Origin of the sequence: Mesorhizobium sp. 2RAF21 (assembly GCF_052115345.1) — a bacterium.
Classification (GTDB): domain Bacteria; phylum Pseudomonadota; class Alphaproteobacteria; order Rhizobiales; family Rhizobiaceae; genus Mesorhizobium; species Mesorhizobium terrae.
Genome location: NZ_JBFRGM010000033.1, coordinates 25933 through 48484 on the forward strand (window position 1 = coordinate 25933; position 22552 = coordinate 48484).

A 22552-nucleotide genomic window follows, 5' to 3' on the forward strand; every position below is an offset into this window, starting at 1 on the left:
TATCGCCGCCTCTCCGGATGCCGTTAATCCTTCACCTCATTGCCAAGCTGGGCGAACGCTGCCGGATCCTTGCTTTTCAGCGACAATGCCAGGGCAATGCCGATCACGGCGGCGATCAGCACCAGCGACGGCAGGAACCAGGAGAGCGTGCCGGAAGCGCCCGACAGGTTGCCGAAGTTGAGCACGATCTGGACGATGATGTAGGCAAGCACCAGGCCGGCAACGATCGGCGCAACCTTTGCCTTGAACACATTGCCCTCCAGCGAAGGATTGCGGCCGAAGAAGGCGAAGACCGAGAACGAGGTCAGCGCCATCAGCGTAATCACGCCAAGCGTGCCGACATTGGTGAGCCAGGAAAACAGCGCGAGCACGGGATCCTGACCGGTCGCGGCGAACAGGGCGATAACCGCGAAGGCCAGTGCCGTCTGGATCAGCGAGCCGACATGCGGGCTCTTGAACAGCGGATGGGTGACGCCGAGGCTTTCCGGCAACAGCTTCTCGCGGCCGGCGACATAGAAATAGCGGGCGACGCCGTTGTGGAAGGCGACGACCCCGGCAAACAGGCTCGACACGAACAGGATGCTCATCAACTGGGTCAGCCCGGAGCCGACGTAACGGTCCGAAAGGCCGAACAGGAAGGTGGTCGGATCGCTGAGCGCCTTCAGCGACGGCACCAGCTTGTCGACGCCTTCGCCATTCACCATCAGCCAGCTGGTGAACATGTAGAAGAGGCCGATGACGAGGATGGAGATGTAGGTGGCGCGCGGAACGGTGCGGTGCGGCTCGCGCGCTTCCTCGGAATAGATGGTCGTCGCCTCGACGCCGATGAAGGCAGCGAAGCAGAACAGGAGGCCGATGGCCGGTGCGCCGCTGAGGACCTGGGTCGGCGTGAACGAGGCCATGCTGAGCCCGGCATCGCCGCCCTTGAACAGGATCGCGAGGTCAACCACAAGCACGACCAGATATTCGAGCAGGACCAGCACCGTCAGGATCTTGGCCGACAGATCGACCCGGCGATAGCCGAGTATGCCGACGAGCCCGACGCCGATAAAACACCAGACCCACCAGGGCAGGTTGATGCCCCAGCCGGCGAACAGGCCGGCGGTCGCCGCGCCGAACATGCCGAAGACGCCGATCTGCATGGCGTTGTAGCTGAGGATGGCGATGAGCGCCGCGGCGCCGCCGAGCGCACCGCCCAGGCCTTTGGCCGTGTAGGCGTAGAAGGCACCGGCATTGGCGACATGGCGGGCCATGGCGACATAACCCACCGCGAAGATGAGCAGTACGGCGGTGACGATCAGGAAGGTGCCGGGAATGCCGGCGCCATTGCCCATCATCATCGAAAGCGGCACGCCACCGGCAACCGCGGTGAGCGGCGCGGCGGCGGAAACTACTAGAAATGTCACGGCGCCGACGCCGAGACTGTTCTTCCTCAGCCGGTTTACTTCACCGGTCTCCACTGCAGTCGTCATAGGTTCCTCCTCCATTCCCGCCAAGCGGGTGACAACTTCTCGGAAATGCCGGAGCGCCGAGGCGGCTTTATTTCGTTTCATTATTCAAAACGGCATTTCGATAATAGACTTGCAAAGTCGCGTGCTACCTGTCAAGTTAATTCGCGCGTTAAGTATCTGTTGGAGGAGCAGGCACGCAATGAGCACAGTGGCCAAGGCCGTGGCATTGCTCGATGTGTTGGGGAGAGGCGAGCCGGAGCGCGCCCTTGCCGACCTCGCCCGCGTGGCTGGGTTCGACAAGGCGACGACACGGCGCCTGCTTGTCGCCCTCATCGAGCAGGGATTGGTGGAGCAGGATGCCGAAAGCCGGCTCTACCGGCTCGGCGTCGGCATCGCTCGCCTGGCGCTGCTGCGCGAAACACAATTCCCGTTCCTGCGCACGGCGACGCCGATCGCCGAGGAACTGGCCGCCAGGACAGGCGAAACCGTTCACTTCTCGGAACATTCGAGCCGGGGCCTGGTTTCGATCTATGTGGTCGAATCGCCCAAGGCCAACCGCATCGCGGTGCCGCTTGGCGAAATCCTGCCACTGCACGCCACGGCTTCCGGCATTGCCTTCCTGGCTTTCTCACAAGCGAAGACCGTGGCCGCCGCTCTGTCGGGCGAGCTCGAGAGCTACACGCCGCACACGGTGACCGATGCGGCTTCGGTTCGCGACCTGATCACGGCAGCGCGGGCACGCGGCTATTCGATCGGCGCGCAGGGTTACGAGGACGGCGTCACCAGCGTCGCCGCCCCCATCCTCGGCGCGCGTGGCCTCGCCATCGGCGCCATCGCGATTGCCGCGCCGCGCACCCGCGTTCAGCCCGGCGATGTCGAAACCCTTGGTCTCGCCGTGATGCGGGCCGCGGCCGAAATCAGCGAACGCCTGACCGGGCGCCGGGCCAAAGCGGCCAACGAATAAGAACAACCAGAGCGGAACGAATGACCTCCAAGCGACCCCCGAAGATCCTTCTGTGCGGAACAGGCGACACGAAGGCGGACGAACTGCAATACATGGCCTCACGCATTCGCGCGGCCGGTGGCGATCCCGTCATGCTCGATGTCAGTGTGCTCGGCGACCCGCCCTACCGGCCCGAATACGACAAGCATGCCGTGGCCGCGGCCATCGGCACCACGATCGAGGCAATCGCGCAGTCGGGCGACGAAAACAGCGCCATGGAGCTGATGGCAAGAGGGGCTTCGACCCTAGCGCGCAACTTGAACGACAGCGGTGAAATCGACGGGTTCATCGCCATCGGCGGCACGATGGGCACGGACCTCGCCCTCGACATCGCGCTTGCCCTGCCGATCGGCGTTCCGAAATTCATCGTCTCGACCATCGCCTTCTCTCACCTCATCCCGCCAGAGCGGGTTGCTCCCGACCTGATGATGATCCTGTGGGCCGGTGGCCTCTACGGGCTGAACGACACCTGCAAGGCCGTGCTGTCACAGGCTTCGGGCGCGGTGGTCGGCGCCGCTCTCGCCAGCGAAAGACCACGCAAGGGCCTGCCGACGGTGGCAATCTCGTCGCTCGGCACAACCTGCCTCTCCTACATGAAGACATTGCGGCCCGAACTCGAGAAGCGCGGCTACGAAACCGTCATCTTCCACACCACCGGCATGGGCGGCCGTGCCATGGAATCGCTCGCCGCTGGCAAGCAGTTCGTCGCGGTCCTCGATTTCAGCCTGCAGGAAGTGGCCAACCATCTGAGCGACAGCGTCGTGTCGTCCGGGGTCGACCGGCTGGAGAACGCCGGCCGCGCGGCCATCCCGCAGATCGTTGCGCCCGGCGCCATCGACATGATCGATTTTCCGGCGTGGAAGCCGGTGCCAGACACGCTCGCCGAACGGCCCTATCACGCGCACAACCGGCTGCTGGCATCGGTAACGTCCGGCGGCGAGGCAAGACGGGCGATCGCCCGGGCTATCGGCGCAAAGCTCGCGACGGCGACAGCGCCGGTCGCCTTCATCCTGCCGGCCGGCGGCATCCAGCAATGGGACCGCGACGGCGAGCCGCTGCATGAACCCGAAGCGCTGGCAGCCTTCACCGACGAGATGCGCCATGCCGTATCCGCGCCGGTCGAGCTTCATGAAATCCAGGGCCATATCAACGATCCGGAATTTGCCAGCACGGCGCTCGCCATCTTCGACCGCTGGGTAGCCGAGGGCATCATCGCTCCCGGCCTGAGCCAGAGGCAGGCGTCGTGACCGCCATGCGCCCGCAGGCGCTGGTGCTCGATTTCGGTGGCGTCGTCACGAGGACACTGTTCGAGACACACGAACTCACGGAGCGGGCGCTCGGCCTCCGGTCCGGCACGCTCACCTGGCAGGGGCCGTTCGATCTCGCCTCCGATCCGCTCTGGCGCTCGATGCAGGCGGACGAGATCAGCGAACGCGACTATTGGAAGACCCGCACGCGCGAGGTTGGCCAACTCGTCGGCGAGGAATGGGACACGATGGAAACCTTCGTGCGCCGCGCGCGCGGCGCCGATCCCGAAGCGGTGGTGCGGCCCGAAGCCGATCGCGCCATCCGCAAGGCCCATGCCGCCGGCGTGAGGCTGGCCATTCTCTCCAACGAACTCGACCTGTTCTACGGCGCCGATTTCCGCGGCCGGCTGCCGCTGCTGTCGCTGTTCGAGACCATCGTCGACGCAACCTATACGAAGATCCTGAAACCGGATCTTCGCGCCTACCAATCAGTCGCCGAAGCGCTTGGCCTGCCCACCAGTGCCTGCGTTTTCGTCGACGACCAGAAACGCAACGTCGATGGCGCGGTCGTCGCCGGCATGCGCCCCGTTCATTTCGACGTGGCCAGCCCGGCCCGATCTTATGCCGAAGCGCTCGGCCATTTCGGCCTCACCCTTTAGAATCGGAGACTTCAGATGCGCGACACCAATTTCTTCGCCGAGAACAACGCCAAGCCGATCTGGCACCCGATGGCTCATCCCGCCGAGATGCGGGCATCGCCGCCCAAGGTGATCATGAAGGGCGAAGGCGTGCATGTGACCGACATCGAGGGCCGCACCGTGCTCGACGCCGTTGGTGGCCTGTGGAACGTCAACCTTGGCTACAATTGCGACCCGATCAAGCAGGCGATCGCTGCCCAGCTTGACGCCCTGCCCTACTATTCCGGCTTCCGTGGCACCTCGACCGGCCCGTCGATCGAACTGGCCTATGAATTGTCGCAATGGTTCGCGCCGGAAGGCATGGTGCGCACCTTCTTCACCTCGGGCGGATCGGATTCCGTCGAGACGGCGCTGCGGCTTGCCCGCCAGCACTGGAAGATCCGTGGCCAGGGCGATCGCACCAAGTTCCTGGCATTGAAGAAAGGGTATCACGGCACGCATTTTGGCGGCGCCTCGGTCAATGGCAATGCCAATTTCCGCCGCAACTACGAGCCGCTGCTGCCGGGCTGCTTCCACACGCCGGCACCTTGGGCCTATCGCAACCCGTATGACGAAACCGATCCGGTCAGGCTGGCGAAACTCTGCGCCCGCGCCATCGAGGACGAGATTGCCTTCCAGGGCGCCGACACCATCGCTGCCTTCATCATGGAACCGGTGCTTGGCGCGGGCGGCGTCATCGTGCCGCCGGAGACCTTCATGCCGCTGGTACGCGAGATCTGCGACCGGCACGATATCCTGCTGATCGCCGACGAAGTGGTGACGGCTTTCGGACGCACCGGCGCCTGGTCGGGTTCGCGGCTGTGGAACGTGAAGCCGGACTTCATGACCATCGCCAAGGCGATCACCTGTGGCTACTTCCCGCTCGGCGCCACGCTCATCGGCCAGAAAGTGGCCGACGTGTTCGAGGCCGACAAGACCAGCTTCGGCGCCATCGGCCATGGCTACACCTATTCGGGTCATCCTGTCGGTTGCGCCGCAGGCCTCGCCGCCCTTGCCGAAACCAAGCGCCTTGGCGTCAACGAGAACGCGGCGGCACGCGGCATCGAACTTAGCAAGGCGCTGGAAGCGCTGAAGACCAAGCATGCGCTGGTCGGCGACGTGCGCGGCAAAGGCCTGATGGCTGCGCTAGAGCTGGTGTCCGATCGCGGCACCAAGAAGCCGGTCGACAAGAAGACGATGGCAAAGGTCGCCGACGGCGCCTACGAAGCCGGCGTCATGCTGCGCGTGTCGGGCAACATGATCATCCTGTCGCCGCCGCTCGTCATCACCGCCGCCGATGTCGCCAAGATCGCCGAAGGCCTGGATGCCGGCCTGACCGCCGCCAGTGCTGCCGGATAGGCATGGAAAAGGGGCGCTGCCGCCTGTCGGCACCGCCTCGACTTCCTGTTCCCGAGGCATCCGCGCCGTCACGAACTGTCGCGCCGCTCCAGCGCGCGGAAGGCGAAATATTGCAGATCGGCGAGAACTTCGTGGACCTGGTGCGCCGGGCCGCGGCAACTGCCGGGCGGGCGACCGGGGCGCAACGGCCAGACGCGGCGGACCTTTCCCGCCGCGCCGGATTCCAGATTTTGCGCAGCTGCGGCAGCGCGGCAGCGCCAGCGGGCGAAGCGCCGAGCCTCCCGTGGCAGATCGTCCAGCGCGCGTCCGACCGCCTGGAGACGCAGCACAAGACGCGTCGCGTCGATGCGGCCATCGGGCGAAAGCCGACGGCGACCCGGGATGAGACGCGGCTCGCTGCCGCCGGGCGCCAGGATACGCGGCACGCCGCCGACCTGCCGATGCCGGCCACCGGGCCATTTGGGCAGTGGATCGAGCAGCGGAAGAGCGACCGGGCGGGGCGCCGCACGCCGCGGGACAAGGTTTGGCAGGATGGCCGACGGCTTGACGCCGTAGGGCAGGACGATGCCGGTGCCCTTGCCGTTCCGGACGAAGACCGTGTCAGGCTCAGGCTTCACCTTGCGCGGACGCGGCAACACGACCAAGTCTCGCGCAACCACAATGACCAGCCGGCGCGCGGCCGCCTCGACCGGACGCAGCAAAGCGAGAATGGCGCGGTGGGAACGGCGCGGCAGGGTCGTTTCGCCATCGGCCAGTCCCACCATCGCAACAAGCATCGCGAGGATGCGCTTCAACGCCTCCCGGTTTCGCTCGAGTGCAACATCCCAGTCCATCGCCGCTCCTTCAAGGGCAGCAAATTATCGCGCCGGTGGCGCAGCCGTGGACAAACGGCGCGAAGAAAAATTTCGGGCACGTGTTTATCGAGACGCCGGACGGCCGTCCTGAGGCCGGCGCTCCAGCACTTTGATTTCGCGCATCACCCGCCGCCCATGCGCCCTTTGCGCCACGCAGCCGGCGACACACCGGTGGCATGGCGGAAGAAACGCGAGAAGTAGGCCGGATCGTTGAACCCGGCTTCGAACGCGATGTCCTCGACCGAGCGGACCGTAAAAGCGAGCAGCCTCTTGGCTTCCACCAGGCGCCGCTCGCTGATTGCCCGGCGCACGCCCGTGCCCACGACCTGCCGGGCAGCCTTGTCGAGGAGATGCCGCGTGGTGCCGAGCGCCTCCACATAGCGCTCCACGGGCCAATCTTCCCGGAAGCTGCGATCGATCAGCCGGCGCAGTTTGCCTGCGAGCGCCGCCACGGCTGGCAGCTCGATCGGCTGCGGTTCGGTGCCGAGCCGCGCGATGCCGGACAACGCCACCGCTACCAAGGGCGGCAGAATTTTGTCCATCCCGGGCAAGGCTTCGACATATTCGGTCTGAACGGCCTGGATTGCGTCTCGCAGTCTCCGCCAGAGCACCTCTTCGCCGCGACCGCAGATCAGCACCGGCGTGTCCAAAGGCAGCAGCGTGTGTTCGGCGAGCACCGCCAAAGCGTCGTCCGCCATCGATATGACGACGGCATCCGTGCCGGGCTCGATCTCGAAACCGTGAACCACGCCGCTCGGCACGAAACTCACGGTTGGAGCGGAAAAGCTCCATATCTCGTCTTCGATCCGGTAGGTGCCGCGCCCGCTCGTCCAGTAGGTGATCTGGCCCAGTTGGGGATGCTTGTGCGGCTGCACCCGGCCGTGATGCACCCCCTCGCGCGCCCGGACGGTTTCGACGTGACAGAAGCCGACATCGAGGGCATGCGTCGGTTCGCCATAGACAAAAAATTCCGGAATGGATGCGTGGCTCATGTCGCCCGAAAAAGTCCAAGCGGTTTTCGGCTTTTATCCATAAACCATCGCCGCACGCACGGCTACTCTCATCACATTCAGGGAGGAATACATGCGAGCGGAAGATTACCGGGCCGACAAGAGACGGCCCTTCACGGGTGCCGAATATCTGGAAAGCCTGCGCGACGGCCGCGAGGTCTATATCAACGGCGAGCGTATCGCCGACGTGACCACGCATCCGGCGATGCGCAACTCCGCCCGCTCGCTCGCCCGGCTCTACGATGCGCTGCACGATCCCGCCCAGCAGCGCACACTCACATCGCCGACCGACACCGGCTCGGGCGGCTACACCCACAAATATTTCCGTGTTGCCCATTCGCCGGCCGATCTCGTCGAACAACAAGACGCGATCGCCCATTGGGCCCGCATGACCTATGGCTGGATGGGCCGCACCGCCGACTACAAGGCGGCGCTCATGAACACGCTCGGCGCCAATGCGGATTGGTACGGTCCGTTCAAGGACAATGCGCGCAGCTGGCACAAACGCGCGCAGGAAGCCGTGCTGTTCATGAACCACGCCATCGTCAACCCGCCGATAGACCGCCACAAGCCGGCCGAGCAGGTGAAGGACGTGTTCGTCCACATCACCAAGGAAACCGATGCCGGCATCTGGGTGTCAGGCGCCAAGGTGGTGGCGACCTCGTCGGCGCTCACCCACTATAATTTCCTGGCGCAGAGCTCCGCCACGGTCACGGAGGACCCGTCGCTGTCGGTGATGTTCATCGTGCCGATGAATGCGCCCGGCGTAAAAATGTTCTGCCGCGTTTCCTATGAGCAGACCGGAAACACGGTCGGTCACCCCTTCGACTATCCGCTGTCATCCCGCTTCGACGAGAACGACGCCATCCTGGTCCTCGACAACGTCTTCATTCCCTGGGAGGACGTTCTGGTTCTGCGCGACGCGCAGAAAATACTCTCCTTCCACCCGGCCTCCGGCTTCATGCATGGCTACTGTTTCCAGGGCTGCACGCGCTTTGCCGTGAAACTCGATTTTCTTGCCGGCCTGCTCGCCAAGGCGCTGCGTGCCACCGGCGGCGACGCCTTCCGCGGCAACCAGGCCGCACTTGGCGAAGTCATCGCGCTGCGGCACATGTTCTGGAGTTTCTCCAACGCGATGGCCTACAACCCTATCCCCTGGGCGGGCGGCGCCGTGTTGCCGAACATGGAGGCGGCCCTCGCCTACCGCACCTTCATGTCGGAGGCCTATCCGCGCGTCATCGAGACGGTGCGCAAGGTCGTGGCATCCGGGCTGATCTATCTGCCGTCGTCCGCCAAGGATTTCGACAATCCCGAGATCGACCGCTATCTGGCGCAATATGTGCGTGGTTCCAACGACATGGGCCATATCGAGCGCATCAAGATCATGAAGCTGTTGTGGGACGCGACGGGCACCGAATTCGGCGGCCGCCACGCGCTCTACGAGCTGAACTACGCCGGCGCGCAGGAAGAGGTGCGGCTACAGGTGCTGAAAGGGGCCGAACGCGGCGGCCGGCTGAGGGCGATGGAAGAACTGGTCGACACCTGCATGGCCGACTATGACGAAAAAGGCTGGACCGGAAACACCTGGCTGCCGCCACTCTCCAACGGCGAAAGATGAGGCCCGGCCATGCAGCCTCAGGTCTCCAGGCTCGAATTTCGCGACGCGATGGCGCGTGTGTGCGCACCCGTCAACATCATCACCACGGACGGACCGGCGGGACGCGGCGGCTTTACCGCGACCGCCATGTGCAGCGTTTCCGACGATCCGCCCACCTTGCTCGTCTGCATGAACGAGCGGTCGGCGCAGACGGCAATGTTCCTCGATAACCGGCGCTTCTGCGTCAATGTGCTGACGCAGGCGCATACACATCTCGCCGGCAAATTCGCCGGCGCCATCCGCGACATGGGCGAGCGTTACCAGGCGGCAAGCTGGCAAACCATGCCTTCCGGAATGCCGGCATTGCTCGATGCCATCGTATCCTTCGATTGCGAGATCGACGGCGTGAACAAGGTCGGCACGCACAATGTCATGTTCGGCCGCGTGATCGACATCCGTCACGGCAGTGGCGAGGCGGCCCTGCTCTATGTCGACCGCAACTACACCCAGCCGGCAGCCCTTGGCAGTTTTGGTGGGTGAGAACCCGGTTCGCCGGAGGCGAATTGAAAGGTCCAGTGGACCTTTCAAAGGGTTCGAACGCCCGAGGCCCAAGCCGAGGGCTGGTATGAGACTATCGCCGTCCCGCCTCTCGCATGCTTGCCGTGTTCGAAATGCGAAAAGCCAAACAATTGGCTTTTCGTCCGCCACTGCGGGCCATTTCTCACCCCTCGCTGCTCTCCGACTGGATCAGGCTTTCCAGCATATCGAGCAGCTTCTCATGCTCCTCGCCGCCGAAACGTTTCTCGATGGCGTCGTAGATGGCGACGCGTTCGGGCGCCAAATCCTCGATCAGCGCCACACCGCTGCCGGTGATCGCCAGGAGCGCGCGCCTGCCGTCGTCCTTGACCTTGTTGCGTGTCATCAGCCGGCGTTCTTCCAGCGCCTTGATGATGCGCGTGAGGCTGGGCGGCAGGATCGAGGCGCGGTTGGCGAGTTCGGTTGCCTCGAGCGGCCCCGCCTCCGCCAGCACCCGCAGCACGCGCCATTGCTGCTCGGTAATATCGTGCCGGGCAAGCATGGGCCGGAAATGCGCCATGATGACTTCGCGGGCGCGCAACAGCGCCATGGGCAGGGAGCGTCGTGTGGAAGGCGGCAGCAAAAGCAAATCTCCGCTCGGATCCCGGTTTGTCTCACAGCCGGCGCAGGCAGTCTGCAAGCCGGCTATTGCGCTATATCCGCGATTTTGCCGCAACCGGCAATCCCGCACCATACAGACAGCGACGCCATTCAACAGCGCTTGACTTTCATTCGTCAAGATGTAATTCACATGTTAATTACAAAGAGCCGGCTGTCCGGTGGAGGAACGCCTTGCCTCACATGGCCATCGAATACTCAGCAAACCTCGACGCGGCCGTCGACATGGACGGCCTTTGCGCGCTCGTCGCCGACACGATGCTGGAAACAGGACTGTTCGAGATCGGCGCCATCCGTGTTCGCGCTTTCCGGGCGCAATCCTACGCGATTGCCGACCGACTGCCGCAAAACGGCTTCATCGACATGAACCTGCGCATCGGCAAGGGCCGCAGCGCGGAGGAAAAGAAAAGCGCCGGCGAGGCGATCTTTGCCGCCGTTTCGGAGCGGCTGGCCGAGCTTTTTGCGACCCCGCATTTCGCTTTGTCGCTGGAAATCCGCGAGATCGACGCCGAGCTGAGCTGGAAAAAGAACGCCATCCACCCGCGGCTGCGCGGCAAGTGACGAGGACAAGGGCATGAGCGCACTGGACGACAATCTGCGCAAGGCAAGCGGCTATCTTGAGCGCTTCAAGCGCGACGGCGTGCTGAACCATATCGCCGGCGAGGCCGTGCCGGCCGCCGACGGTGCGACTTTCGAGACGATTTCTCCGGTCGACCTGAAGCCGCTCGCCAAGGTGGCGCAGGGCAAGGCGGCCGACATCGATCGCGCCGCCAAGGCGGCCAAGGCAGCGTTCCGCGAATGGGCCGCGCTATCCGGCGACGCGCGCAAGAAACTCCTGCACAAAATCGCCGACGCCATCGTGGCGCGCGCCGAGGAAATCGCCTTCGTCGAGTGCATGGACACCGGCCAGTCGCTGAAATTCATGGCCAAGGCGGCACTGCGCGGCGCCGAGAACTTCCGCTTCTATGCCGACCGCGCCCCGCAGGCGCGCGACGGCAACACCATACAAGGCCCCGGCCAGGTCAACATGACCACGCGCGTGCCGATCGGCCCGGTGGGTATCATCACACCCTGGAATACCCCCTTCATGCTGTCGACATGGAAGATCGCGCCGGCGCTCGCCGCCGGCTGCACGATCGTCCACAAGCCGGCCGAGTTCTCGCCGCTGAGCGCGCGGTTGCTGGTCGAGATCGCCGAGGAAGCAGGCCTGCCCAAGGGTGTCTGGAACCTCGTCAATGGCTTCGGCGAGGAAGCCGGCAAGGCGCTGACGGAACATCCCGATATCAAGGCGATCGGCTTCGTCGGCGAAAGCCGCACCGGCTCCATGATCATGAAGCAGGGCGCCGACACGCTGAAACGCGTGCATTTCGAACTGGGTGGCAAGAACCCTGTCATCGTCTTCGCCGACGCCGATCTCGAACGCGCCGCCGACGCCGCCGTCTTCATGATCTATTCGCTGAACGGCGAGCGCTGCACGTCGTCCTCGCGCCTGCTGGTCGAGGCCTCGATCCACGACAAGTTCACGGCCCTCGTTGCCGAGAAGGCGAAACGCATCAAGATTGGCCACCCGCTCGATCCCGAGACCGTGGTCGGCCCGCTGATCCATCCGGTGCACGAAAAGAAGGTGCTGTCCTATATCGAGATCGCCAAGTCGGAGGGCGTCACCGTCGCCGCCGGCGGCACCAAGTTCGATGGCCCGGGTGGCGGTTGTTATGTTGCCCCCACCCTCTTCACCGGCGCCAACAACACCATGCGCATTGCACGCGAGGAGGTTTTCGGACCGGTGCTGACCGCCATCCCGTTCAAGGACGAGGCGGAGGCGCTGGAGATCGCCAACGACACGCAGTACGGTCTCACCGGCTATCTGTGGACGTCGGATGTGACGCGCGCCTTCCGCTTCACCGAAGCGCTGGAAGCCGGCATGATTTGGGTGAATTCGGAAAATGTGCGTCACTTGCCGACGCCGTTCGGCGGTGTGAAGAATTCCGGCATCGGCCGCGACGGCGGCGACTGGTCGTTCGATTTCTACATGGAAACCAAGAACATCGCTTTCGCGACCAAGCCGCACGCCATCCAGAAGCTTGGCGGCTGACGCCGTGCAGCGCGGTGAAAACCGCGCCGCGACATATGAGGAGGAACCTGATGTCTTTGCCGCAACCCAATCTCTATCCCGCCTTCAACATCGTGCGGCTGAGCCATGTCGAACTCGCAGTCACGGATCTGGCGAAATCGCGCGCGTTCTATGTCGATACGCTCGGCCTGCAGGTGACCGACGAAAGCAAGGACGCAATCTACCTGCGCGCGCTGGAAGAGCGCGGCCATCACTGCATCGTTTTGAGGAGGGCCGACAAGGCGGAGGCCCGCGACCTCGGCTTCAAGCTTTATAGCGAGGAAGACCTCGACAAGGCGGAACACTTCTTCAAGGGCAAGGGCCTGCCGGTGGAATGGGTCGAGCGCCCATACCAGTCACGCACTTTCCGCACACGCGATCCGCACGGCATTCCGCTCGAATTCTATTCCAAGATGGACCGCCTGCCGCCGATCCACCAGAAATACGCGCTCTACAAGGGTGTGAAGCCGCTGCGCATCGACCACTTCAACTGCTATTCGCCGAATGTCGATGAATCGGTGGCCTTCTACAACGAGCTCGGCTTCCGCGTGACCGAATACACGGAAGATGCCGAGACCGGCAAATTGTGGGCGGCCTGGACGCATCGCAAGGGCGGCGTGCACGACATCGCCTTCACCAACGGTCGCGGCCCGCGCCTGCACCACGTCGCCTTCTGGGTGCCGACGCCGCTCAACATCATCGACCTGCTCGACCTGATGGCCACCACCGGCTGGCTGGCCAATATCGAGCGCGGCCCGGGCCGGCATGGCATTTCCAATGCCTTTTTCCTCTACGTCCGCGACCCCGACAACCACCGTATCGAGATCTATTGCTCGGACTACCAGACGGTCGACCCGGATCTCGAGCCGATCAAATGGGATTTGAAGGACCCGCAGCGACAGACGCTGTGGGGCGCGCCGGCACCACGTTCCTGGTTCGAGGAAGGCAGCGTTTTCGCCGGCGTCGAGCCGCGCGAGCCCGATCTCGCCGCTTCGCCCATCATCGCTCCGTGACCGGCCTGCGGCCGATACTGATATCCACGAGGAACCGGGCATGAGCGCATTGGCACGCATCGCCACCTTCACCGCCGGCGGCAAGACACGCTACGGCGCCATCACCGATACCGGCGCCATCGATCTTTCCGGTCGCCATGGCGGCCAATGGCCGACCCTGCGGGAGGTCATCGAGGCCGGCGCCCTGCGGCGGCTGGCGGAAGAAGCAGCGGGATTGCCGGTCGATTTCGGCCTGTCCGACATCGCCTATGAAATCCCGGTACCAATGCCGGAGAAAATCATCTGCGTCGGCGTCAATTTTCCCGACCGCAACGAGGAGTACAAGGACGGCCAGGCCGCACCTTCGAACCCTTCGCTGTTCATCCGCTTTCCGCGTTCCTTCGTCGGCCACGGCGCCAATCTGGTGCGGCCACCGGAATCGCCGCAGCTCGACTATGAGGGCGAAATCGTCATCGTCATCGGCAAGGGCGGCCGCCGCATTTCTGAAGCCGCCGCGCTCGACCATATCGCGGCACTTTCGCTGTGCAACGAAGGCACCATTCGCGACTGGGTGAGACACGCCAAGTTCAACGTCACCCAGGGCAAGAACTTCGACCGCACCGGCTCGATCGGCCCCTGGCTCGTGCCCTTCACCGGCGAGGCGCAGATCGCCGACATCAAGCTGCAGACCCGCGTCAATGGCGAGGTCCGCCAGAGCGATCGCACCAGCCGCATGATCTTCTCCTTTCGCAAGATCATCGCCTATATTTCGACCTTCACGACGCTGGTGCCCGGCGATGTCATCGTCACCGGCACGCCGACCGGCGCCGGCGCCCGTTTCGATCCGCCGATCTGGCTGAAGCCGGGCGACGTGATCGAAGTCGAGGCCGACGGCATCGGCATCCTGCGCAACGGAGTTGTTGACGAGTGAGCGCGACGACCATGACCCCCGCCGAAATCGAGGATGCCGCGCAGCGCCTGTTCGCGGCCGAGCGCAACCGGCGCCAGATCCGCCTGCTCAGCCTCGATTTCCCGAAGGCGACGATGGACGACGCCTATAAGGTGCAGGCGGCGCTGGTGAAGAAGAAGCGCGATGCCGGCGCCATTGCGAAGGGCTGGAAGATCGGCCTGACCTCCAAGGCCATGCAATCGGCGCTCAACATCGACATCCCGGATTCCGGCATTCTCTTCGACGACATGTTCTTCGCCGACGGCGGCACGGTACCGGCCAATCGCTTCATCCAGCCGCGCATCGAGGCCGAGATCGCCTTCGTCATGAAGGCGCCGCTGCGCGGCCCGAACGCCACCATCTTCGATGTGTTGAACGCCACCGACTACATCACGCCGGCGCTCGAAATCCTCGATACGCGCATCGAGCGCGTCAACAAGGAGACCGGCAAGGTCCGTACCTTCTTCGATACCATTTCCGACAATGCCGCCAATGCCGGCATCGTGCTGGGTGGAAGGCCGATCCGCCCGCAGGAGGCCGACATGCGCTGGATCGGCGCCATCGTCTCGCGCAATGCCGAGGTGGAGGAAACCGGCCTGGGCGCCGGCGTGCTGAACCATCCGGCCATGGGCATCGTCTGGCTGGCCAACCGCCTTCATGCCTATGGAATGGAGATCGCCGCCGGCGAGGTCGTTCTCTCCGGTTCCTTCGTCCGCCCGGTGGAGGCACGCCATGGCGACACCATCGTCGCCGATTTCGGTGCTTACGGCACGATCAGCGTCTTCTTCGAATAGAACCCGCCAAAGGCCCGATCTGCAAGGCCGGCCCGTGCAAACAGATGCCGGTCGGCCGAACGACCCCTGTTCACGGCAATTCCGGTTCGATGTCATAGGGGCTAACCGGCCCTGTCCGGCGAAACGCTTCCGGCGTTAAGCATCCATTCGCCAAGCTTTGCATCAGCATGCCTTGGACAGCCGGAACCCCCATATCACCAATAATTTGGTTAGATGTGCCTGCTATCACCCGCTCGTGCCCAAACGGCGTTCGAGAGTGGAAGCGTAGACGTGTTCAAGATTGGCCGAGGCAAGCATCATGCCTGAGATCAGGCCGGTCACGGCCCAGGATCTGCCGGCTGTTGCCTCGCTGTTCCAGCGCCTGTTGCGCCGGAACGGCGTGGAGCCAAACGCGCTCGCCGATTATCTCAGGACACTCTTCCTGGAAGGCCCCAACTACGATCCGGAACTGGCTTCGAAGGTGCATGTGCGCGACGATGGCACCGTCAGCGGGTTCCTGGGTGTCTTTCCGCTTGCCATGGAACATGCGGGCAAACCGCTGCGTGCCGCCGTCTGCGGAACGTTCATGGTCGACGCGCATGGTGACGACCCCTTCGCCGGCGCCCGGCTGTTGAGAGACGTGCTTTCCGGCCCTCAGGATCTTTCCTTCACCGAGACCTCCAACGATCTTTCCACCGCGCTCTGGCAGACGGTGGACGGAAACATCCTGCCGGCCTACAGCCTTGAATGGCTGCGCATCCTGCGGCCGGCATCCTTCGTTTCGGAACTCGCCGGCGAGCAATTGCCGGTGGCTCGGCTCGTTTCCCCGCTGATGCGCCCTTTCGATGCGCTGGCGCGCCGTGGCAAGGCCAGTTGGGCCGGCTATGTGCCGCTGGCCAGCCGCGCCGACTCTTTTAGCGATGCCGATGCGAGCGAAGATGAGGCGGCGGAACTCATTCCAGGTTTCCTGCGCCAGTTCGCGCTGCGTCCAAACTGGAACGCCGACCGCCTGCGCTACATGCTGGCGCAGGCACGCGACAAGGCGCTGCATGGCGAGCGGGTTCTGCGTGTCGTCCGTTCCCGCACAGGCGCGCCCGTCGGCCTGTTCCTCTACTACGGCGACAAGGGTCGTATCGGCAGGGTCGTGCAGATCATGTCGCTTCCCGGCCGCGAGGCGATCGTCATCGACCGCATGCTGCGCCACGCCGATTCCCGCGACATGGCTGCGCTGCGTGGCCGTGCCCAGCCTCAGCTCCTGACGGCCATGATGGGGCGCAAGATCGCTTTCGTTCACGCGGCCTCCACCATCGTCCACTCGCGGCATCCGGAACTGGTCGACGCGTTCAATGGCGGACGCGCCTTCATCAACGGGCTTGCCGGCGAAGGCTGGACACGCCTGATCGGCGATCGTTTCGCATGACGGCGGTTCCATGTGCGGTATAGCGGGCTATTTCGGTGATGGCGTGGCGCCGGCGGACGCGGTGCCGCTTCTGTCCGGCATGGCCGACGCCCTGGCGCATCGGGGCCCGGACGACAGCGGCATTTATACCGACCGCGACATCGGATTGACGCATCGCCGCCTGTCGATCGTCGGCCTGGCGGACGGCCATCAGCCGATGCTGGACGGGTCCGACAATCTGGTCATTTCCTACAATGGCGAGATCTTCAACTATGTCGAATTGCGCGCCCGGCTGATCGCCGGCGGGCGGCGCTTCCGCACCCAATCGGATACCGAGGTGATCCTGCACCTCTACGACGAAATGGGGCTCGACTGCCTGCACGAGCTCAACGGCGATTTCGCCTTCGCGCTCTGGGATACGAAACTCCGGCGCATGGTGCTGGCGCGCGACCGCATGGGTGTTCGCCCGCTCTTCCATGCCAAGCGCGGCGACACCTTGTTCTTCGCTTCCGAGATCAAGGCGCTTCTCACCGTACCCGGCATCGCGGCAGAGCTCGATCCGTACGCGCTGGATCAGATCTTCACCCTGTGGACGCCATTGGCACCACGAACGATCTTCCGCGGCATTTCCGAATTGCCGCCCGGCCATCTGATGCTGATCGAGCGCGGCCGAACGGAAATACGCCCCTGGTGGCGGCAGAGTTTCCCTGACGCGGGCGATGTCCAGCACAAGCCGGATGCCGTCGAAGAACTGCGGGCACTGCTCGACGACGCCACGCGCATTCGCCTTCGAGCCGACGTGCCTGTCGGCTCCTATTTGTCGGGCGGACTGGATTCCTCCCTGATTTCGGCGCTGGCCGCACGCGCCGTGCCCGGCAATCTCAGGACATTCTCGCTCGGCTTCGATACCCAGGAGCACGACGAAAGCCGCTGGCAGGCGATGATGGCGGCGACGCTCGGCGTTGAACACCATGCGGTTCGTTGCACCGCCAACGATATTGGACGCCTGTTCCCGGACGTGGTCAGGCATGTCGAGCGGCCGATCCTGCGCACGGCGCCGGCGCCATTGGGAAAATTGTCGGCACTGGTGCATGACCACGGTCTGAAGACCGTGCTGACTGGCGAGGGCGCCGATGAACTGTTTGCCGGCTATGATATTTTCCGCGAGGCAAAGCTGCGCCGTTTCCGCGGCAGGCAACCGCAGTCGCGTCTGCGTCCGTTGCTGTTCCAGCGCCTCTATCCCTATTTGCCAGGCTTGAAGCGGCAATCGCCGGAATATCTGGCGAAGTTCTTCGGCGCCGGCGACGACAAGATCGATGATCCGCTCTATTCGCACCGACCGCGCTTTCGCTCCACCGGATCGGCCAAGCTCTTCTTTTCCACCAGCCTCAAGGAACAGCTCGGCACCTATGATGCAACGGCGGAACTGGCGGCAATGCTGCCGGCGGACTTCCCGCGCTGGCATCCGTTGCACCAGGCGCAATATCTCGAGACCAGCTTCCTGCTGCCGGGATATATCCTTTCCGCGCAGGGCGATCGTATGATGATGGCGAACGGCGTTGAAGGCCGTTTTCCTTTCCTCGACCCGCGCCTCATCGACTTTGCTGCCGCCCTGCCCCCGGACATGAAGCTGCATGGCCTCAGGGAGAAGCATATTCTCAAACAGGCCGCGAAAGGCCTGGTGCCGGAGCCGATCATCGAGAGACCGAAGCAACCTTATCGCGCGCCCGACAGCCAGGCCTTCGCCGCAGCGCCGCCGGACTATCTGGAGGACCTTCTGTCGGAAAAGACGGTTGGAAAAGGCGGCCTGTTCAATGCCCCGGCCGTGGAAAAACTGAAGAGCAAGATGCTTCGCCAGGGAGCGAGCAGTTTTCGCGACGACACGGCCTTTATCGGGATTGTCTCGACCCAACTCTGGTTGGATACATTTCTCACACGCTAAGACGAGCAGATAACAGCGGAACCAAGAACATGGCGGACGACATCAAGGCAACGATACGGGCCTTCATCTTCGAGAACTTCCTGTTCGGCGACGAAAGCCAGCCGCTTCCGGACGAAATGTCCCTGATCGACAACGATCTTGTCGATTCGACCGGCATTCTCGAACTGGTCGGCTTCATCGAGAAGCGGTTCGAAATGAAGGTCGAAGACCGGGAAATCGTACCGGCCAACCTCGATTCCGTCGCCCGCATCGTCGGCTATGTCGGCCGAAAGCAGGCAAGCTAGGCGGCGGGATTGCAATGCGCCTCGAAGAGCATCTTCACGCAAGATCGGCTGATCGAGGCCAGCATACGGCGCTTGTTTGCAACGACAGCAGGCTGAGCTACGCCGAACTCTGGCAGTCGGCGCGTCGCCTGGCGTCGTCGCTCCACGCCGCGCACGTCTGCAAGGGCGACCGCGTCATCGTGTTCATGGACAACAGCCAGGAGGCCGTGATCGCGGCTTTCGCGATATGGACGGCAGGCGCCGTACTCGTGCCTGTCCATCCGACGGCAAAGGCCGCCCGCATTGCCTTCGTCGCCAATCATTGCCGGGCCTCCGTCATTCTGGCACAGGGGCGACTGGCTCCCGTCGTGGCGGAATCTACGCCACTCATCGTCAACTCCGCGCACATCGTGCTGACGACGCCGCACGCGGCTCTGCCAGACGCGACCCCGCTGTCTGACTGCCTGCTTGCCGAACCGTTGCCTGACGGGAGCGAGCATCGAGCGGACAAGGATCTAGCAGCAATCCTCTACACCTCGGGCTCCACTGGCGAGCCCAAGGGTGTGATGATGACGCATGTCAATCTCGACGCCGCAACTGGCTCGATCGTTTCCTATCTGGAAAACACGCAAGACGACGTCATCCTCAGCGTATTGCCGCTGTCGTTCGGTTATGGCCTGACGCAATTGATGACGGCTGTTGTCTGCGGCGGAACGCTTGTCCTCGAAAAATCCTTCGCGTTCCCTTACGCGGTTTTTGAACGCCTGCAGGCAGAACGCGCAACCGGTTTCCCGCTGGTGCCGTCGATGGTCGCGATGATGCTGCAGATGCGCGAGCTTGATCCTGTATTGTTTTCGAGCCTGCGTTATGTGACCAGCGCGGCGGCTCCGCTGCCGGTCGATCATATTCACCGGCTAAGGACAATTCTGCCCGACGCGCGCTTTTATTCGATGTACGGCCAGACGGAATGCATTCGCGCTTCTTTCCTGCCACCTAGTCAGTTGGAACAACGGCCAGGTTCCGTGGGGATCGCCATCCCCGGAGCAAAGGCCTATGTGGTCGATGACACCGGCAGGCGAACCGCACCCGGCGCTGTCGGTGAGTTGGTGATCAGCGGACCGAACGTCATGCAAGGTTATTGGGAGGCGCCGCAGGCGACAGCCGCAGCTTTGCGCCCCGACCCGGAGACCGGAGGCCTGAGGCTTCACACCGGCGACCTCTTCACCGCCGATGCGCAAGGGTTCCTGACCTTTGTGTCCCGACGCGACGACATCATCAAATCGCGCGGCGAAAAAGTATCGCCCAAGGAAGTCGAAGCGGTCCTTCATACCTTGCCGGGTATCGTCGAAGCGCTTGTTGTCGGGGTTCCGGACCCCGTTCTAGGCCAGGCGATCAAGGCACTGGTCGTGCCGGCCGAACCCGGTTCGATCAGCGAACGCGACGTGTTGCGCCACTGCGCTAGCCTTCTCGAGGACTACATGGTTCCCAAATCCGTCGAATTCGTCGTCGAACTGCCAAAGACCGAAACCGGAAAGCTTAGCCGGCGTCTCGCCGCGACGATGCCGACCGCCAGCGAGGGCCTACCTGAGTGACCAAGCACTTCTCCGCAGCCGTTCTCGACTTCGATCCGGCAGCCGAAACGGAACGTATCGCCAAGGCAATGCGTGAAAGCCTACGCAAGGGTATGCGCCGACGCGGTCTTGTCATCGGCCTGTCGGGCGGCATCGATTCCAGCGTCTGCGCCGGCCTTGCCGCGAGGGCGCTTGGAGCTTCGAACGTCTTTGCCGTGCTGATGCCGGAAAGCGATTCTGACCCGGAGAGCCTGCGGCTTGGCTCCCAGGTGGCCGATACATTCGGCATCGATCGCACCGTCGAGGACATGGCGCCGATGCTGAGCGCCATGGGCTGTTATGCGCGTCGCGATGCCTTCATCCGCGAAGTGGAGCCGAATTACGGCCCGGGCTGGGCCTCCAAAGTCGTGTTCGACAATGGACTGACCACCGGCGGCTACAATCTGTCGTCTCTGGTCGTGCGGGCGCCCGACGGCACCGAACGCAAGCTGCGCCTGCCGGTGGAGGTCTATCTCGGCATCGTCGCGGCGACCAATATGAAGCAGCGCACGCGCAAGCAGCTCGAATATTACCACGCCGACCGGCTGAACTATGCGGTGCTCGGCACCCCGAACCTCTTGGAATACGACCAGGGCTTCTTCGTCAAGAATGGCGACGGCGCCGCCGACATCAAGCCGATCGCGCATCTTTACAAGACACAGGTCTACCGGCTCGCCGAATATCTCGGCGTTCCGGCCGAGATACGCGCCCGGCCGCCGACCACCGACACCTATTCCCTGCCGCAGACGCAGGAGGAGTTCTATTTCGTCCTGCCTTACGACAAGATGGATCTTTGCCTCTATGGTCTCGACCATCAGGTGCCCGCGGCCGAAGTCGCCCAGGCTATAGGCTTGGATGCCGATCAGGTCGAACTCGTCTGGAAGGATATAGCAGCCAAGCGCAAGGCCGCGCGCTATCTGCACATGCCGCCCCAACTCGTCATCGCGTAAGGCGCGACCGCTTTTTTGCCAGCAAGAAACAGAAACGCGGGCGGCCAGCTTCCAGCGCAAGTTTCGCTCGCCCGGGCTCTAGAAATGTAGCCGCTTACTCTGCGTCGAAGCACTATCATTGCGCCAATGCGATGGAAGCGAGCGCCATGAAATTTTGCCGGCAGAAACCGGCAGATGGCCGTCCGCGCCCGCACCAGTCTGTTCAAACACGAAATTGGGCCAACGATGGATCTTCTTTATCAGACCCACTCCCCTTACGCGCGCAAGGTCCTGGTCTTTGCCCATGAAGCCGGTCTTGCCGGGCGGCTGCGTGTCATCCACCATGAAACCAGTCCGACCAATCGCAACGATGCGGTCTTTGCCGTCAACCCGTTGGGCAAGGTTCCGGTTCTCGTACTGGAGGACAGCGAGGCAATCTTCGATTCGGTCGTGATCTGCGACTATCTGAACACGCTCGCCGGGCAGCGCCAGCTGATACCCGCCGACGGACCGAGGCGCTGGGTCGCCTTGCGTATGCAGGCGATCGCCCAGGGACTATGCGAAGCGGGTATCGCGCTGCGCTGGGAAACGACACGGCGGCCGGAACATTTGCGCTACCCGCCCTTAGCCGAAGGCATGACAACGAAGCTGGTCGAATCCTACGATTATCTCGAGCGGGATGGCGTGCTCGATGAGCCGCTCCATATCGGACATATCGCAATCGCCACCGCTCTCGACTGGCTGGCATTCCGCAAACTGCCGGATTTCGAGACAGGAAGGCCTCGGCTTTCGAAATGGTACCGCGCATTCCTGCAGCGACCTTCAATGCAGGCTACTGTCTACGACGGAGAAACACACGATTGATTTATGGGTGAGGAGCGGTCGGCGGAGCCGCTCGCTCGACCATTGCCTGTCGATTGAAGCCGACGAACGATTTGAAGCTGGGACCATCAGCCTGCTGTCAGTCTGCGTAGGATGTGACGGGGCCGGCTTGGGGCCTCGCGGCGGCCGTTTGCCTGCTGCCGGCAGCGTTGGCACGCCCTGAACGCAAAAAACCCGGCTGATCGCCGGGTTTTTGATTTGGTTGCGGGAGTAGGATTTGAACCTACGACCTTCAGGTTATGAGCCTGACGAGCTACCGGGCTGCTCCATCCCGCGTCAACCGAGTTTATGTAAGCATTTGCCTACATAAA

The 22552-nt window shown here is 63.5% G+C and carries 21 protein-coding genes and 1 tRNA gene; 17 read left to right on the plus strand and 5 right to left on the minus strand.

Annotated features, from left to right (window positions below; translation table 11 throughout):
* Positions 1–23: 23 nt before the first annotated feature.
* Positions 24–1472, minus strand: a complete 1449-nt coding sequence (locus tag AB4136_RS31575; RefSeq protein WP_024926380.1) for an APC family permease — start codon at positions 1470–1472, stop codon at positions 24–26.
* Between the two features lie 178 nt (positions 1473–1650).
* Here AB4136_RS31575 and AB4136_RS31580 point away from each other — a divergent pair, with 178 nt between their 5' ends.
* The 4 genes from AB4136_RS31580 to AB4136_RS31595 are packed head-to-tail and all read left to right on the plus strand — an operon-like array spanning position 1651 to position 5737.
* Positions 1651–2415 carry an IclR family transcriptional regulator gene (locus AB4136_RS31580; protein ID WP_024926381.1) on the plus strand — a complete coding sequence of 255 codons (765 nt, stop codon included), beginning with the start codon at positions 1651–1653 and terminating at the stop codon, positions 2413–2415.
* Positions 2416–2435: 20 nt separating this feature from the next.
* Positions 2436–3701, plus strand: a complete 1266-nt coding sequence (locus AB4136_RS31585; RefSeq protein ID WP_024926382.1) for a Tm-1-like ATP-binding domain-containing protein — start codon at positions 2436–2438, stop codon at positions 3699–3701.
* 5 nt (positions 3702–3706) lie between these two features.
* Positions 3707–4360 carry an HAD family hydrolase gene (locus AB4136_RS31590; protein WP_171020936.1) on the plus strand — a complete coding sequence of 218 codons (654 nt, stop codon included), beginning with the start codon at positions 3707–3709 and terminating at the stop codon, positions 4358–4360.
* Between the two features lie 15 nt (positions 4361–4375).
* Positions 4376–5737, plus strand: a complete 1362-nt coding sequence (locus tag AB4136_RS31595; protein ID WP_137900692.1) for an aminotransferase class III-fold pyridoxal phosphate-dependent enzyme — start codon at positions 4376–4378, stop codon at positions 5735–5737.
* 68 nt (positions 5738–5805) lie between these two features.
* On the opposite strand, the gene AB4136_RS31600 is transcribed toward AB4136_RS31595, so the two are convergent.
* Both AB4136_RS31600 and AB4136_RS31605 read right to left on the minus strand, forming a co-directional pair.
* Positions 5806–6570: a hypothetical protein gene (locus tag AB4136_RS31600; RefSeq protein WP_137900693.1), complete on the minus strand. Its 765-nt coding sequence runs from the start codon at positions 6568–6570 to the stop codon at positions 5806–5808.
* Between the two features lie 143 nt (positions 6571–6713).
* Complete coding sequence (locus AB4136_RS31605) at positions 6714–7583, minus strand: helix-turn-helix domain-containing protein (protein ID WP_137900694.1); 870 nt, start codon at positions 7581–7583, stop codon at positions 6714–6716.
* Positions 7584–7674: 91 nt separating this feature from the next.
* Here AB4136_RS31605 and AB4136_RS31610 point away from each other — a divergent pair, with 91 nt between their 5' ends.
* The gene (locus AB4136_RS31610) at positions 7675–9219 is read left to right on the plus strand and encodes a 4-hydroxyphenylacetate 3-hydroxylase family protein (protein WP_137900695.1); all 1545 of its coding nucleotides are present in this window, start codon (positions 7675–7677) and stop codon (positions 9217–9219) included.
* 9 nt (positions 9220–9228) lie between these two features.
* Positions 9229–9738, plus strand: coding sequence for a flavin reductase (locus tag AB4136_RS31615; protein WP_137900696.1), 510 nt, complete (start codon positions 9229–9231; stop codon positions 9736–9738).
* Positions 9739–9919: 181 nt separating this feature from the next.
* On the opposite strand, the gene hpaR is transcribed toward AB4136_RS31615, so the two are convergent.
* Positions 9920–10324 carry a homoprotocatechuate degradation operon regulator HpaR gene (hpaR, locus tag AB4136_RS31620; protein ID WP_441932187.1) on the minus strand — a complete coding sequence of 135 codons (405 nt, stop codon included), beginning with the start codon at positions 10322–10324 and terminating at the stop codon, positions 9920–9922.
* Between the two features lie 242 nt (positions 10325–10566).
* On the opposite strand from hpaR, the gene AB4136_RS31625 reads away from it, so the two are divergent.
* The 11 genes from AB4136_RS31625 to AB4136_RS31675 all read left to right on the plus strand — a co-directional run bounded on the left by AB4136_RS31625 (position 10567) and on the right by AB4136_RS31675 (position 22223).
* Positions 10567–10953 carry a 5-carboxymethyl-2-hydroxymuconate Delta-isomerase gene (locus AB4136_RS31625; RefSeq protein ID WP_137900697.1) on the plus strand — a complete coding sequence of 129 codons (387 nt, stop codon included), beginning with the start codon at positions 10567–10569 and terminating at the stop codon, positions 10951–10953.
* A gap of 13 nt (positions 10954–10966) precedes the next feature.
* Entirely contained in the window at positions 10967–12484 is a 1518-nt protein-coding gene (gene hpaE / locus AB4136_RS31630; RefSeq protein WP_137900698.1) for a 5-carboxymethyl-2-hydroxymuconate semialdehyde dehydrogenase, read from the plus strand.
* 50 nt (positions 12485–12534) lie between these two features.
* On the plus strand, positions 12535–13515 hold the full coding sequence (gene hpaD, locus AB4136_RS31635; RefSeq protein WP_024926392.1) for a 3,4-dihydroxyphenylacetate 2,3-dioxygenase: 981 nt from the start codon (positions 12535–12537) through the stop codon (positions 13513–13515).
* Between the two features lie 40 nt (positions 13516–13555).
* On the plus strand, positions 13556–14425 hold the full coding sequence (locus AB4136_RS31640; protein ID WP_036255315.1) for a fumarylacetoacetate hydrolase family protein: 870 nt from the start codon (positions 13556–13558) through the stop codon (positions 14423–14425).
* A gap of 11 nt (positions 14426–14436) precedes the next feature.
* Positions 14437–15237, plus strand: a complete 801-nt coding sequence (gene hpaH / locus AB4136_RS31645; protein WP_024926394.1) for a 2-oxo-hept-4-ene-1,7-dioate hydratase — start codon at positions 14437–14439, stop codon at positions 15235–15237.
* Between the two features lie 298 nt (positions 15238–15535).
* Positions 15536–16636: a hypothetical protein gene (locus tag AB4136_RS31650; RefSeq protein ID WP_024926395.1), complete on the plus strand. Its 1101-nt coding sequence runs from the start codon at positions 15536–15538 to the stop codon at positions 16634–16636.
* A 10-nt stretch (positions 16637–16646) separates the two neighbouring features.
* Positions 16647–18557: an asparagine synthase (glutamine-hydrolyzing) gene (gene asnB / locus AB4136_RS31655; protein ID WP_137900699.1), complete on the plus strand. Its 1911-nt coding sequence runs from the start codon at positions 16647–16649 to the stop codon at positions 18555–18557.
* Positions 18558–18586: 29 nt separating this feature from the next.
* Positions 18587–18841: an acyl carrier protein gene (locus tag AB4136_RS31660; RefSeq protein ID WP_024926397.1), complete on the plus strand. Its 255-nt coding sequence runs from the start codon at positions 18587–18589 to the stop codon at positions 18839–18841.
* A gap of 14 nt (positions 18842–18855) precedes the next feature.
* Positions 18856–20412, plus strand: coding sequence for a class I adenylate-forming enzyme family protein (locus AB4136_RS31665; protein ID WP_024926398.1), 1557 nt, complete (start codon positions 18856–18858; stop codon positions 20410–20412).
* Entirely contained in the window at positions 20409–21380 is a 972-nt protein-coding gene (gene nadE / locus AB4136_RS31670; RefSeq protein ID WP_024926399.1) for an NAD(+) synthase, read from the plus strand. Before AB4136_RS31665 ends, nadE begins: the two co-directional genes overlap by 4 nt.
* 225 nt (positions 21381–21605) lie before the next feature.
* The gene (locus AB4136_RS31675; protein WP_024926400.1) at positions 21606–22223 is read left to right on the plus strand and encodes a glutathione S-transferase family protein; all 618 of its coding nucleotides are present in this window, start codon (positions 21606–21608) and stop codon (positions 22221–22223) included.
* A 217-nt stretch (positions 22224–22440) separates the two neighbouring features.
* Here AB4136_RS31675 and AB4136_RS31680 read toward each other — a convergent pair.
* Positions 22441–22517, minus strand: a tRNA-Met gene (locus AB4136_RS31680).
* Between the last annotated feature and the right edge of the window lie 35 nt (positions 22518–22552).

Excerpts from the sequence above, each read along its gene's own strand:
- AB4136_RS31610 (WP_137900695.1), top strand. The coding sequence starts at position 7,675 with ATGCGAGCGGAAGATTACCGGGCCGACAAGAGACGGCCCTTCACGGGT.
- AB4136_RS31575 (WP_024926380.1), bottom strand. The coding sequence starts at position 1,472 with ATGACGACTGCAGTGGAGACCGGTGAAGTAAACCGGCTGAGGAAGAAC.
- AB4136_RS31595 (WP_137900692.1), top strand. The coding sequence starts at position 4,376 with ATGCGCGACACCAATTTCTTCGCCGAGAACAACGCCAAGCCGATCTGG.
- AB4136_RS31585 (WP_024926382.1), top strand. The coding sequence starts at position 2,436 with ATGACCTCCAAGCGACCCCCGAAGATCCTTCTGTGCGGAACAGGCGAC.
- AB4136_RS31675 (WP_024926400.1), top strand. The coding sequence starts at position 21,606 with ATGGATCTTCTTTATCAGACCCACTCCCCTTACGCGCGCAAGGTCCTG.
- AB4136_RS31580 (WP_024926381.1), top strand. The coding sequence starts at position 1,651 with ATGAGCACAGTGGCCAAGGCCGTGGCATTGCTCGATGTGTTGGGGAGA.
- hpaD (WP_024926392.1), top strand. The coding sequence starts at position 12,535 with ATGTCTTTGCCGCAACCCAATCTCTATCCCGCCTTCAACATCGTGCGG.
- AB4136_RS31650 (WP_024926395.1), top strand. The coding sequence starts at position 15,536 with ATGCCTGAGATCAGGCCGGTCACGGCCCAGGATCTGCCGGCTGTTGCC.
- AB4136_RS31615 (WP_137900696.1), top strand. The coding sequence starts at position 9,229 with ATGCAGCCTCAGGTCTCCAGGCTCGAATTTCGCGACGCGATGGCGCGT.
- AB4136_RS31665 (WP_024926398.1), top strand. The coding sequence starts at position 18,856 with ATGCGCCTCGAAGAGCATCTTCACGCAAGATCGGCTGATCGAGGCCAG.
- AB4136_RS31600 (WP_137900693.1), bottom strand. The coding sequence starts at position 6,570 with ATGGACTGGGATGTTGCACTCGAGCGAAACCGGGAGGCGTTGAAGCGC.
- hpaH (WP_024926394.1), top strand. The coding sequence starts at position 14,437 with ATGACCCCCGCCGAAATCGAGGATGCCGCGCAGCGCCTGTTCGCGGCC.
- AB4136_RS31640 (WP_036255315.1), top strand. The coding sequence starts at position 13,556 with ATGAGCGCATTGGCACGCATCGCCACCTTCACCGCCGGCGGCAAGACA.
- AB4136_RS31660 (WP_024926397.1), top strand. The coding sequence starts at position 18,587 with ATGGCGGACGACATCAAGGCAACGATACGGGCCTTCATCTTCGAGAAC.
- hpaE (WP_137900698.1), top strand. The coding sequence starts at position 10,967 with ATGAGCGCACTGGACGACAATCTGCGCAAGGCAAGCGGCTATCTTGAG.
- asnB (WP_137900699.1), top strand. The coding sequence starts at position 16,647 with ATGTGCGGTATAGCGGGCTATTTCGGTGATGGCGTGGCGCCGGCGGAC.
- AB4136_RS31590 (WP_171020936.1), top strand. The coding sequence starts at position 3,707 with ATGCGCCCGCAGGCGCTGGTGCTCGATTTCGGTGGCGTCGTCACGAGG.
- hpaR (WP_441932187.1), bottom strand. The coding sequence starts at position 10,324 with ATGGCGCTGTTGCGCGCCCGCGAAGTCATCATGGCGCATTTCCGGCCC.
- AB4136_RS31605 (WP_137900694.1), bottom strand. The coding sequence starts at position 7,583 with ATGAGCCACGCATCCATTCCGGAATTTTTTGTCTATGGCGAACCGACG.